The organism is Terrabacter sp. P5_B1 (assembly GCF_056400505.1).
Map to the genome: position 1 here is coordinate 1 of NZ_JBFULD010000111.1, position 11,510 is coordinate 11,510.

The window sequence follows — 11,510 nt, forward strand, 5'->3', positions numbered from 1 at the left end:
GCCCTCGACGGCGACGGGGTGCTCGTCTCGGCCGGCGGGCGCGTGCTCGACGTCGTGGCGGTGGCGCCCTCGCTGGCGAAGGCCAGGCAGGCGGCCTACGACGCCGTCGCCGTCATCGGGCTCGACGGCTCGCACCACCGCACCGACATCGCCCTGCGTGCCGAGCGCGGCGACATCACGATCGGAGACGCACGATGAGCACGCTCGACCTCCCCGGCTACGCCCACGTCTACTCCGGCAAGGTGCGCGACCTCTACGCGCCCGTGGGGGCGGACGGGCAGGTGGTCCCGGACCAGCTCCTGCTCGTCGCCTCGAACCGGCTCTCGGCCTACGACTGGATGATGTCGCCCGAGATCCCCGACAAGGGCGCCGTGCTGACCCGGCTGTCGCTCTGGTGGTTCGACCAGCTCTCGGGCCTCGTGCCGAACCACGTGCTGTCCACCGACGTGCCCGATGYCGTGGCCGGGCGAGCCGTGCTCGTGCGCAAGCTCGACATGCTCAAGGTCGAGGCCATTGCCCGCGCCTACCTCACCGGGGGCGGCCTCGAGGAGTACCGCGAGAAGGGCTCCGTGTCGGGGGTCGTCCTGCCCGAGGGGCTCGTCRACGGGTCGGAGCTGCCCGAGCCCGTCTTCACGCCGACGACCAAGGCGCCCGTGGGTGAGCACGACCTGCCGATGTCGCCCGACGAGGTCGAGGCCGAGCTCGGCGCCGAGGTCGCGGCCGAGGTGTCGAGCCTGACCCGGGCGATCCTCGCGCGCGGCAACGAGATCGCCGCGGAGCGCGGCATCCTCATCGCCGACACCAAGGTGGAGTTCGGGATCTCGCCCGACGGCACCGGCGGCCTCGTCCTCGCCGACGAGGTCCTGACGCCGGACTCGTCGCGCTTCTGGCCCGCGGACCTCTGGGAGCCGGGGCACCCGCAGCCGTCCTACGACAAGCAGTTCGTCCGCGACTGGCTGACCTCGGCCGAGTCCGGCTGGGACCGCAAGGCCGGCGGGCCGCCGCCGGAGCTGCCCGACCACGTCGTCGAGCAGACGCGCGCGAAGTACGTCGAGGCCTACGAGCGCCTCACCGGCGAGACCTTCTGACGCGATCGTTGCGACAGGCTGCCACTATCCAGCCTCAGCGAGCTCGACCTCCACGTCGTGCCGCTGGTACAGCTCGAGTCGTATGCCGTTGCCCATCACTGCGATCCGCGGGGCAACGCGTCTTGGGCGGGCCGCAGGTGCGGGCGCGGTCGGTGTGACGCCCTGCAGGACAGGCGGTGCTGTCGACAGGAAGGAGTGACCCGTCGGCGTCGTGCTGCGGACCGTGTGCGGCAGTCGACCCGCACTCGACACGGCCTGAGCGGCGACAGCGTCCCGCTGCTCGCGGGGCGTGCCGTCCCGCATCAGCGGCCCCGGGTGCACCACCTCTGACTGCCAGCCGGGGGCCTCCTTGACGAGGTTGCAGCGCACGCACAGCCCCTGGCCGTTGGCTGCGCTCGTCGTGCCGCCCTCGGCGTACGGAGCGACGTGATCCGCGTGAGCGATGGCGGCATCGCACCACGGCGTGCGGCAGGTGCCGTCGCGCGCGACCACGAAACGCCGCAGGCCGGCCGGGAACAGGCGGCGCCCGCTGTCCATCGCGACGAGCGTGCCCGTGGACGGATGAGTGAAGAGCCGACGCAGCCACACTCGCACCTCTTCGGGCGGTCCGCTCTCGGCTGGGTCCGGCAGTCCTCCCGCGGTTCGGCCGGCGGCCGCGACGGCTGCGGTGCTCGGAGCCGCGCCCTGATCACGCGCGACCAGACCGCGGGCCAAGCCGGCCGGAACCGGGCCGTAGCCGGGCACGTGAGCCGGGGTGTCGTCACCCTCGATGAGGGCGCGGTCGGTCATGACGAGCTGGACCTCGACCGGGACGGCGTCGGCCCGGGCTTGCCCCGTGACGAGCTCGACGAGGGTGTCGGCCATGACCTGACCCTTGCACCGGTCGTCACCAGAAGCCTTGGCGGACAGGGCAGCCCGACTCAGGGCGGCATGCACGGCGACCGCCTGGGCGACGGGCAGCCAGGCGGAGACGAGGGCCATCGCGTCGGGCACGGGTCGGATGCTCACGCGGCGCTCGGCCTCGGCGAGGCGGCACCGCTCGACGGCGGCCTGGGCGTCTAGCCGGTCGGCGCAGGCCCGCACCCGACGCTCGAGCTCGCGGTCGCCCCACGACCCGACACCCGCCGTCGGGTCGTCAGGATCGAGGTGGGCGCCGACGACCTCGGCGTCGACTCGGGTGCGCAATGTTGGGTCGAGGTGGCTCGTGGCGCGGACGACGAGCTCGGCGCGGCGCTCGTTGACCGCCCCGACCGACAGGGCGGCGAGGGTGTGGGGGAGGTGCCGGACGAGGCTCACGGCAGCGTTCGCGAGTCGGGCGCCACGGCTGGGCGACTCGTGGCGGGCGAGGCCGACCTGCGCCGAGACTCCGGTGCGCGAGAGCATCACCCGCCGCGCTGACCGAGAGGCGCGCTGGCTGTCGCGGGCTGCAGGGGCGTCTGGCTCGAGCTCCAGGACGCGGGCCCGGTCGCGGGCGAGGACCCAGCCGTCGAAATCGCCTGCGTCGGAGCACGACTGAGCCTCGGCACGGAGCCGCCCGGCCGCCTCCGCCTGGGAATCGACGAAGTGCTCCGTGAGCCTGACCTGCGCAGCGGCGCAGGCCGCCTTGGTGCGCTCGAGAGTCGCCAGGGCCTCGATGAGCTCCGCGTCGTCGAAGGATCGGACCTCGATCGAGGCGAGCTCGGCAGCCAGGGCGGCGAACGCGGTGAGGTCGTCGGCGTGGCCGCCGCGTCCTGCCACCGGTACTCCGAACTCTTCGATCATGTGTTCGATTCTATGCGGACTCGCGGGCCGTCACAAGAGTTACCCACAGCCAAATGTGTTGCGGCCCAGTGTAATCCGTGAAGCGGCAGCAATGTCGGCGGTCAGTGTGAGGATCGCTTCATGTCCGCGCTTCCGTGGCCGCCGGCGCTGTCAGTGGCCGGCTTCAGCACGTCCCGGCTCGTTCGGGTCACGAAGTCCCGGACCTCCGCACGGCGACCGGGCTCGTCGTCGGAGCCGGCCGCGTACCACCAGTCCCGAGCCCACCGGACGAGCTCGGCGTCGTCGGGCCGTGCCGCGGCGAACCGGTCGGCCGCGCCCCGTTTCGACAGCTGCTCGCCCTCCACCACGGCGCACCAGGCGCGGCAGAGCGACAGCACCGAGTAGGACTGACCTCCGACCTGGCGCATGTCCTCGACCCACGTCGGCCAGTCACGCACGTGGTCGAGCAGGGCCGCCCGCGCCAGGCGGGGAGGGATCGCGGGCAGGACCGTCTGCGCCGGAGGGCCCACGAGCGCACGTCCCTTCTCACGGACGGTCGACCACGTGAGGACGCGGTGCGGCGTCGCCGGCAGGAGGTGCAGCTCCTCGCCCGGACTGATGCGCATGATCGCGTCGGGGCCCTCACCGGCGACCGTGCCGACCCCCGCCACGAACGCCTCCACGGTCGAGCGCGCCACCGTCTCGACCTCCACCCGACCGCGCCACGCGGGGTGGCGCCGGGCGWGCTGCGCGTGCACCGGCGCCACGGCAGTGAGCATCGCGTCGTCCGGCGGGCGCGTGACGACGGCGAGCACGTCGAGGTCGCTGCGCGCGGGCGTGAAGTCCCCTGCCACGAGCGAACCGTGCACGTGGAGACCGAGCAGGTCTGCGCCGAGCGCGACCACGAGCGCCGAGGTGAGATCAGCGAGCACGGCCGACGGGCCCACGCCGCGGCGCATGACGACGCGTCGACCAGCGGCGTCCAGCCCGAGCCGACGCTCGGTGTCGCGCAGTGCCTGCAGGCCGGGGCCGAGCTCGGTGACCTCGACGAAGCCGTGCCGCTCGTAGAAGGGCGCGTTCCACGGCACGTCGGCGAACGTGCACAGCGTCAGCGCCTCGTGCCCGCTCCGCGCCGCCCACTCGGCCGCCGCGTCGAGCAGGGCCGCGCCGAGGCCCCGGCGGGTCGCCGACGGGTGCACGGACAGCTGCTCGAGGTGCGCCTCGCCATCGACGCGTTCCAACCGTGCGAAGCCGACGACCGGGTCTCCAGCGACGAGGACGTATGTCGCCCTCCCGAGGTCGTCGACGTGCGATGCCCCGGGTGGGAGCGGGCCGACGCCGTGCTCGGCGAAGAGTGCGTCAGCCGCCTCCTCGATGGTGGGCAGCGCCGGGAGGTCCTCGGGACTGGCCGGGCGCACGCGGTGGGTCACCCGGCCAACCCTGCCACCCGGCATACGCTGTCGGCATGACCGAGCCGGGCGCTGACGCGATCTCCGAGGGCTCCGCCGAGCGTTACGTGCTCCGCCAGCAGCTCACGATGATGGTCAACCGCTACGAGATCATCCGCGCCGACGACAACGGCAAGGAGCTCGGTCTGCTGTGCTTCGCCGAGCAGAAGCGGATGGCCGCCAAGGAGCAGGTCACCTTCTACACCGACGCCGCCAAGCAGCACCCGCTCTTCGGGTTCAAGGCCCGCAGGCGCCTCGACCTCGGATCGACGTACGACGTCACCGACAGCCAGGGGCAGCCCATCGGCTGGTTCAAGAAGCACTTCAGGGCCTCGCTCGTCACCTCCACGTGGACGCTCGGGCTGCCCGACGGGCGCGAGCTCATCGGGCAGGAGCGCAACGCCAAGGTCGCCGTCGGGCGCCGGCTGTGGGAGGTCATCCCGGTCGTCGGCGACTTCCCGGGACCCTTTCTCTTCCACTTCGACTTCGTCGCCCCCGACGGGTCGCTCGCGCTCAGCTCGACGAAGCGGGCCGGCATCAGGGACGTGTACCGCGTGACGCTCCCCGCGCTCGCGGACGGCAGGCCGATCGACTGGCGCGTCGGGATGGCCATGGCCGTGGCTCTCGACGCCCTCCAGTCGCGCTGAGACGTTTGTCCTGACGCCGCCGTGGCGCCCGATAGACTCGGGCCGTCCCTCGGGACGCCACCATCGCCCATCCAGCGCAGGGAGAACCACCACTGATGGGAAGCATCGTCGTCGACGTCATGCTCAAGCCCGAGATCCTCGACCCCCAGGGACAGGCCGTCAACGGCGCCCTCCCGCGGCTCGGTTTGGGCGGGTTCACGGACGTCCGCCAGGGCAAGCGCTTCGTGCTCACCGTCGACGGTGACGTGACGGACGAGCACCTCACCGCGGCCCGCGAGGCGGCCGAGACGCTCCTGTCCAACCCCGTCATCGAGGACGTCGTCTCCGTGCGCGTGCTCGACGACGCGGTGGACGAGAACGGCGAGACCGGCGACACCGGCGACACCGGCGACACCGGCGACACCGACGACGCCGGCGACGCGGAGGCCGCCGGCGAGTCAGGGGACGACGCGCAGTGAAGGTCGGCGTCGTCACGTTCCCCGGCTCGCTCGACGACCGTGACGCGGCGCGTGCCGTCCGCGAGTGCGGCGGCGAGGCCGTCCCGCTCTGGCACGGCGACGCGGACCTCCGAGGCGTCGACGCGGTCATCCTCCCCGGCGGCTTCTCCTACGGCGACTACCTGCGCTGCGGCGCCATCGCCCGCTTCTCCCCGGTCATGGAGGCGCTCGTGCCGGCGGCCCAGGGGGGCCTGCCCGTCCTCGGCATCTGCAACGGCTTCCAGGTGCTCACCGAGAGCCACCTGCTGCCCGGCGCGCTGATCCGCAACGACCACCGCAAGTTCAACTGCGTCGACCAGCGGCTCGTCGTCGAGAACGCCTCGACCGCGTGGACCTCCGACTTCGAGGCCGGACAGGAGATCACGATCGTCCTCAAGAACGGCGAGGGCGGTTTCGTCGCCGACGAGAAGACGCTCGACAGGCTCGAGGGCGAGGGGCGCGTCGTCTTCCGCTACGTGCCGGACGCGCAGGGCCGCAACCCCAACGGCTCCTACCGCCACATCGCGGGCATCACCAACGAGCGCGGCAACGTCGTCGGCCTCATGCCGCACCCCGAGCACGCGGTCGAGCAGGGCTACGGCCCGAGCCTCGACGGTCGCGGGTTCTTCACCTCGATCATCAAGCAGACCCTCGAGAGCGCGGCCACCGCATGACCGACATCGCAAGCAAGCCCCAGCTCGACACCGTCGAGCACGCGTCGTCGACGCCCGACGTCGAGCAGCCGTGGGCCGAGCTCGGCCTCAAGCCAGACGAGTACGCCAACATCCGGGAGATCATCGGGCGTCGCCCGACGATCGCCGAGCTCGCGATGTACTCCGTCATGTGGAGCGAGCACTGCTCCTACAAGTCGAGCAAGATCCACTTCAAGCTGTGGGGCGAGAACACCACCGACGAGATGCGCGAGAAGCTCCTCGTCGGCATCGGTGAGAACGCCGGTGTCGTCGACATCGGCGACGGCTGGGCGGTGACCTTCAAGGTCGAGTCGCACAACCACCCGTCCTACGTCGAGCCCTACCAGGGCGCCGCGACCGGTGTGGGCGGCATCATCCGCGACATCATGTCGATGGGGGCCCGCCCGATCGCCGTCATGGACCCGCTCCGCTTCGGCAACCTGCACCACCCCGACACCCAGCGCGTCCTGCCCGGCGTCGTCGCGGGCGTCGGTGGCTACGGCAACTGCATCGGTCTGCCCAACATCGGCGGCGAGGTCGTCTTCGACGACTGCTACCAGGGCAACCCGCTCGTCAATGCCCTCTGCGTCGGCGCGATGCGCGTCGAGGACATCCACCTCGCCAAGGCGTCCGGTGTCGGAAACAAGGTCATCCTCTTCGGCGCCAGGACCGGCGGCGACGGCATCGGCGGCGTCTCGGTGCTCGCCTCCGAGACCTTCGACGAGGGCGGCCCGACCAAGCGCCCGGCCGTCCAGGTCGGCGACCCCTTCGCCGAGAAGGTGCTCATCGAGTGCTGCCTCGACCTCTACAAGGCGGGTGTCGTCGACGGCATCCAGGACCTCGGCGGCGCCGGACTCTCCTGTGCCACCAGCGAGCTCGCCTCCAACGGCGACGGCGGCATGCAGGTCGAGCTCGACCTCGTCCCCCTGCGCGACGCGAGCCTGCAGCCGCAGGAGATCCTCATGTCGGAGTCGCAGGAGCGCATGATGGCCGTCGTCGAGCCGAAGCACCTCGAGCAGTTCATGGCCATCACCGACACGTGGGACGTCGAGGCCACCGTCATCGGCGAGGTCACCGACGGCGACCACCTCGTCATCACCTGGCACGGCGAGGTCATCGTCGACGTGCCGCCGCGCTCGGTCGCCCACGAGGGCCCGACGTACGACCGCCCGCTGGCCCGGCCGGCATACCTCGACCAGCTCAACGCGTCCGGCGCGGCCGAGCTGGCCAAGCCCGAGTCGGGAGAGGAGATCCGGGCCCAGCTGCTGACGCTGCTCGGCTCGCCCAACCTCTGCGACAAGTCGTGGATCACCGACCAGTACGACCGCTACGTCCTCGGCAACACCGCGCTCGCCCAGCCCGACGACTCGGGCGTCGTGCGCGTCGACGAGGAGACGGGACGCGGCGTGGCCGTGTCCACCGACTGCAACGGCCGCTTCGCCAAGCTCGACCCGTATGCCGGCGCGCAGCTCGCGCTCGCCGAGGCCTACCGCAACGTGGCGACGGCCGGGGCGGCGCCGCTCGCCGTCACCGACTGCCTCAACTTCGGCTCGCCGGAGGACCCGGGCGTCATGTGGCAGTTCCGCGAGGCGATCCGCGGCATCGCGGAGGGCTGCAAGTTCCTCGGCATCCCCGTCACGGGCGGCAACGTGTCGTTCTACAACCAGACCGGTGACGTCGCGATCCACCCGACGCCCGTCATCGGCGTGCTCGGGGTCATGGACGACGTGTCCAAGCGGTCCGGTTCCGGCTTCTGCAGCGACGACGCGCACGTCTACCTCCTCGGCACGACCCGTGACGAGCTGGACGGGTCCGAGTGGGCGCACGTCGTCCACAAGCACCTCGGTGGCCTGCCGCCGAAGGTCGACCTGGCGGCCGAGCAGGCGCTCGGCCGGGTCCTCGTCGAAGCCGCCCGCACCGGTGTCGTCGAGGCGGCCCACGACCTCTCCGACGGTGGCCTTGCCATCGCACTCGCTGAGGCGTGCATGCGCCACGGTGTCGGCGTGACGATCGACGGCCTCGACCGGGTCGGCGCCGACGCCGAGGGCAACCCGCTCGACGCGTTCACGGCGCTCTTCTCCGAGTCGAGCGCCCGCGCGCTCGTCGCGGTGCCGGCGGGGCGCGCCGTCGAGTTCGAGGCGATGCTCGGCGACGTGCCGCACGCCCGGATCGGCGTCACAGGTGGACGCGACCTCGACGTCGTCGGCCACTTCGCGCTCTCCGTGGCCGAGATGAAGTCGGCCCACGAGTTCACGCTGCCCGCGGTCTTCGGCGGCTGACGGTCCCCAGCAGGCGGTCCCACCCCGAGGTCCCACCCAGCGGTCCCAGCAGGCTCAGCGCGCCCGCCACCTCCCGGCCTCGGGAGGTGGCGGGCTCTGCATTCCCCTCTCGTCGAAGGGTTTTGATCCCGCGAGCAGCCGCGAGAGGGCAGCTCCTTCGCGCAGCCCGGTCGGCAGGTTCGCTCGGGCGACGTCGCGACGCAACGCCTCGGCCGACAGCGGGGCGGCGCTCGCGACGAGCACCGAGTTGCCGAAACGCCGGCCCTTGAGCACCTCGTGGGTCGCGATCACGGCGACGTGCGGCAGCGAGGTGGCCACCGTCGCGACGACCCTTGCGACCCAACGCATCCCAGGTTCGTCCGCCAGGTTCCAGAGGGCCGTCCCGGTCGGCTTGAGCACCCGCGCGACCTCGTGGACGTATGCCGTCCCGACGAGCTCCGCGGGCACCCGCCCTCCCGCGTAGGCATCCGTGACGACGACGTCGGCCGAGTCGTCCTTGAGGGCGCGGACCCCGGTCAGCCCGTCGACCGGGCGCACGCGGATGCGGTGGCGCCGGGGGAGCGGGACCTCGCGGCGCACGAGGTCGGTGAGGGCCTCGTCGGGCTCGAGGACGATCTGCGGGGACCCCGGACGGGTGGCCTCGACCCAGCGGGGCAGGGTGAGTCCGGCGCCACCGACGTGCGTGACGCCCAGCGGACCCGGCGGCCCGGGCGTCATGGCGTCGATGGCGAGGGCGAGGTGCTGGACGTACTCGAAGACGAGCAGCGTGGGGTCGTCGGGTTGCACGTGCGACTGTGGTGAGCCGTCCATGTGCACCGTGACTCCACCTCTCTCGTCCCACTCGAGCGAGACGTGCGGTGCGGTGTCGGCGCGGGGGTCGGGCGTCACGCGACCCAGCGTAGGAGGCTGCGGGGTCAGGACCCCATCGCGGTGGTGCCGTCGGACAGGACCGGCGAGATGAGGCCGAAGACGTTGCCGTCGGGGTCGTGGAGGTAGGCGAGGCGCCCGACGCCCGGCATGTCGGCGGGAGCGAGGGCATCGGACCCACCGAGCTCGAGGCCCTGGGCGTAGAGGCCGTCGACGTCGTCGACGGCGATGACGAGGTTGGCGCCGTTGACGGGCCCGCTGACCTCGGGCCGGGGACCCTGGCGCTGCGTCAGGCCGCCGTTGATGCCGTGGCCGACGCCGCCCTGCCTCGCCGCCTCGTCGCCGGTGTCGATGGACCAGTAGGGCATGTCGCCGAACTGCTGGAAGGACCAGCCGAGCAGTCGGCCGTAGAAGTCGGCCAGGCGCTCGGGTTCCGAGCCGTGGATCTCGAAGTGGACGACGAGATTGGACATGGCGGCTCCTTCGGGGAGGTACGGGTGGTCCTTCCGACGCTATTACCCGGTCCCGCCGGCGTCAGCGGTTCGGGACTACCGTCGGGGCATGCGATTCGGTCTCACGATCCTGCCCGAGCACTCTTGGCCGCAGGCCCAGCCGATGTGGCGCGAGGCCGAGCAGATGGGGTTCGACCACGCGTGGACCTTCGACCACGTGACGTGGGGCGGCCTGCCCGAATCGCCGTGGTTCGCCGCGGTGCCGACGCTCGCCGCTGCGGCCGCAGTCACCGACCGCATCGGCCTCGGTACCTTCGTGTCCTCGCCCAACAACCACCACCCGGTGCAGCTCATGCGCGAGGTGCTGGCCCTCCACGACATCTCGAGCGGCCGCCTGCTCCTCGGCATCGGTTCCGGCGGGGACATCGACGCAGGGATCATGGGCGAGGACCTCCCGCTCCGCGACCGGGTCGCCCGGTTCCACGAGTTCACCCGCCTGCTCGACCGGCTCCTGACCGAGGACCACGTCACGGCTGACGGCCGCTTCTACGCGGCCCGCGACGTGCGCACCCTGCCCGGCCCCGTCCGCGGCTCCGGTGACGCCGGTAACGACGTGCCGCTCATCATCGCGGCCAACGGGCCGAGGTCGATCGACCTCGCGGTCGAGCGCGGCGACGCGTGGATGACCTACGGAGGGAACGCCGACACCGACGAGGAGTGGTGGGCCCTCGTGGGCGGCCACAGCCGCCGAGTCGACGAAGCGCTCGAGGCGGCCGGGCGTGAGGCGAGTGCCTTCGGGCGGTACCTCAACCTCGACTCCGCGCCGACCTTCTCGCTGACGAGCGCCGCCGTCTTCGAGGATGCCGTCGGTCGGGCTGCGGAGCTCGGCTTCACCGACGTCATCACCCACTGGCCGCGGGCGACCGAGCCGTTCCACGGCACCCGCGACGTCCTCGACGTGGTCGCCGCCGACGTCATCCCGCGGCTGCGCTGAGGGGCTGTGTCGCCGTGGGTGGGCGCCGATAACCTGCGGGTATGCCGCCGCGTCGCCGTACCCCTGTCGCCGAGGGACATGCCGCCCTGGAGGCGTGCCGGGCGGCCGGCTGGGCGGCCGACCGTCGCACGACCGCCACCGCCGTCCGCTACACCCTCGAGGAGCTCGCGACCATCGCGCCCGGCCGCACGGTGGAGGTGCGGGTGCCGCCGCACGGCGCCGTCCAGTGCATCGAGGGCCCGGTGCACACGCGGGGCACGCCGCCCAACGTCATCGAGACCGACGCCGCGACGTGGCTGCGCCTCGCGGTCGGCGACCTGACGTGGGAGGCGGCAACCGGCGGTGCGCTCGTGCGGGCCAGCGGTCAGCGCGCCCACCTCGACGGCCTGCTGCCGCTCGCCTCGCTTAGGCTTGACCCGTGACACAGCCTTCGCCGAACACCCCGCCGCACTCGCGCACCGAGCGTCACCGCATCCCGAACTTCAAGCGCTTCCTCATCACGGGCGCCGTCCTCGGATTCATCGTCGGCGCCGTCATCTCGATCGTGGGCGACGAGGTCCAGGGCTACACGACGACCACCGGCGCGCTCTACATCGGCGCGCTCGGTGCCTTCCTCGGCACCGGCCTGGCCGGTGTGCTCGGGATCCTCCTCGACCGCTCCGGTCGCGACCAGCCGTGACCCCGGCGGCCGGCGACGGCTCGGCACGTCCGGGGCCGCTTGCCGGCGTGCGCGTGGTCGAGCTCGCCGGCATCGGCCCGTGCCCCTTCGCGGCGATGCTCCTCGCCGACCTCGGCGCGGACGTCGTCCGCGTCGACCGGCCCGGTGA

13 protein-coding genes and 1 pseudogene are annotated in these 11,510 nt (G+C 72.3%); 10 read left to right on the forward strand and 4 right to left on the reverse strand.

Features of this window, described 5'->3' with window-relative positions; all coding sequences use genetic code 11:
* The coding region (locus AC1DP0_RS10045) for a phosphoribosylglycinamide synthetase C domain-containing protein (RefSeq protein ID WP_478084208.1) at positions 1 to 198 on the forward strand (198 nt) is incomplete at its 5' end.
* Positions 195 to 1,088 carry a phosphoribosylaminoimidazolesuccinocarboxamide synthase gene (locus tag AC1DP0_RS10050; RefSeq protein WP_478084209.1) on the forward strand — a complete coding sequence of 298 codons (894 nt, stop codon included), beginning with the start codon at positions 195 to 197 and terminating at the stop codon, positions 1,086 to 1,088. The genes AC1DP0_RS10045 and AC1DP0_RS10050, both read left to right, overlap by 4 nt.
* A gap of 24 nt (positions 1,089 to 1,112) precedes the next feature.
* Here the strand turns inward: AC1DP0_RS10050 and AC1DP0_RS10055 are convergent, their stop codons facing one another.
* The gene (locus tag AC1DP0_RS10055; RefSeq protein ID WP_478084210.1) at positions 1,113 to 2,849 is read right to left on the reverse strand and encodes an HNH endonuclease; all 1,737 of its coding nucleotides are present in this window, start codon (positions 2,847 to 2,849) and stop codon (positions 1,113 to 1,115) included.
* A 101-nt stretch (positions 2,850 to 2,950) separates the two neighbouring features.
* Entirely contained in the window at positions 2,951 to 4,258 is a 1,308-nt protein-coding gene (locus tag AC1DP0_RS10060; protein WP_478084214.1) for a GNAT family N-acetyltransferase, read from the reverse strand.
* Between the two features lie 35 nt (positions 4,259 to 4,293).
* Between AC1DP0_RS10060 and AC1DP0_RS10065 the strand changes: the two genes are divergently transcribed.
* The 4 genes and pseudogenes from AC1DP0_RS10065 (at position 4,294) to purL (ending at position 8,370) form a co-directional block, all read left to right on the forward strand.
* Entirely contained in the window at positions 4,294 to 4,923 is a 630-nt protein-coding gene (locus tag AC1DP0_RS10065) for an LURP-one-related family protein (protein WP_478084217.1), read from the forward strand.
* 95 nt (positions 4,924 to 5,018) lie between these two features.
* Positions 5,019 to 5,267, forward strand: a pseudogene (gene purS, locus AC1DP0_RS10070) (phosphoribosylformylglycinamidine synthase subunit PurS); the annotation flags it as partial.
* 110 nt (positions 5,268 to 5,377) lie between these two features.
* Complete coding sequence (gene purQ / locus AC1DP0_RS10075; RefSeq protein ID WP_478084218.1) at positions 5,378 to 6,073, forward strand: phosphoribosylformylglycinamidine synthase subunit PurQ; 696 nt, start codon at positions 5,378 to 5,380, stop codon at positions 6,071 to 6,073.
* Positions 6,070 to 8,370, forward strand: a complete 2,301-nt coding sequence (gene purL / locus AC1DP0_RS10080) for a phosphoribosylformylglycinamidine synthase subunit PurL (protein WP_478084220.1) — start codon at positions 6,070 to 6,072, stop codon at positions 8,368 to 8,370. The genes purQ and purL overlap by 4 nt, the downstream gene beginning before the upstream one ends.
* Before the next feature lie 54 nt (positions 8,371 to 8,424).
* On the opposite strand, the gene AC1DP0_RS10085 is transcribed toward purL, so the two are convergent.
* Together AC1DP0_RS10085 and AC1DP0_RS10090 are read right to left on the reverse strand one after the other, a co-directional pair.
* The gene (locus AC1DP0_RS10085; protein WP_478084223.1) at positions 8,425 to 9,258 is read right to left on the reverse strand and encodes a spermidine synthase; all 834 of its coding nucleotides are present in this window, start codon (positions 9,256 to 9,258) and stop codon (positions 8,425 to 8,427) included.
* Between the two features lie 26 nt (positions 9,259 to 9,284).
* On the reverse strand, positions 9,285 to 9,710 hold the full coding sequence (locus tag AC1DP0_RS10090; protein WP_478084225.1) for a VOC family protein: 426 nt from the start codon (positions 9,708 to 9,710) through the stop codon (positions 9,285 to 9,287).
* An 88-nt stretch (positions 9,711 to 9,798) separates the two neighbouring features.
* Here AC1DP0_RS10090 and AC1DP0_RS10095 point away from each other — a divergent pair, with 88 nt between their 5' ends.
* The 4 genes from AC1DP0_RS10095 to AC1DP0_RS10110 all read left to right on the forward strand — a co-directional run.
* Positions 9,799 to 10,683, forward strand: a complete 885-nt coding sequence (locus AC1DP0_RS10095; RefSeq protein WP_478084227.1) for an LLM class flavin-dependent oxidoreductase — start codon at positions 9,799 to 9,801, stop codon at positions 10,681 to 10,683.
* Positions 10,684 to 10,724: 41 nt separating this feature from the next.
* The gene (locus AC1DP0_RS10100; RefSeq protein ID WP_478084230.1) at positions 10,725 to 11,105 is read left to right on the forward strand and encodes a sterol carrier family protein; all 381 of its coding nucleotides are present in this window, start codon (positions 10,725 to 10,727) and stop codon (positions 11,103 to 11,105) included.
* A complete protein-coding gene (locus AC1DP0_RS10105; protein WP_478084233.1) occupies positions 11,102 to 11,362 on the forward strand; it encodes a hypothetical protein in 261 nt (86 codons plus the stop codon). Before AC1DP0_RS10100 ends, AC1DP0_RS10105 begins: the two co-directional genes overlap by 4 nt.
* A gap of 47 nt (positions 11,363 to 11,409) precedes the next feature.
* On the forward strand, positions 11,410 to 11,510 hold a 101-nt coding region (locus tag AC1DP0_RS10110), incomplete at its 3' end, for a CoA transferase (RefSeq protein ID WP_478084235.1).

Coding starts and splice junctions, on each gene's coding strand:
- AC1DP0_RS10065 (WP_478084217.1), top strand. CDS start 4,294: ATGACCGAGCCGGGCGCTGACGCGATCTCCGAGGGCTCCGCCGAGCGT.
- purL (WP_478084220.1), top strand. CDS start 6,070: ATGACCGACATCGCAAGCAAGCCCCAGCTCGACACCGTCGAGCACGCG.
- AC1DP0_RS10095 (WP_478084227.1), top strand. CDS start 9,799: ATGCGATTCGGTCTCACGATCCTGCCCGAGCACTCTTGGCCGCAGGCC.
- AC1DP0_RS10055 (WP_478084210.1), bottom strand. CDS start 2,849: ATGATCGAAGAGTTCGGAGTACCGGTGGCAGGACGCGGCGGCCACGCC.
- AC1DP0_RS10100 (WP_478084230.1), top strand. CDS start 10,725: ATGCCGCCGCGTCGCCGTACCCCTGTCGCCGAGGGACATGCCGCCCTG.
- AC1DP0_RS10090 (WP_478084225.1), bottom strand. CDS start 9,710: ATGTCCAATCTCGTCGTCCACTTCGAGATCCACGGCTCGGAACCCGAG.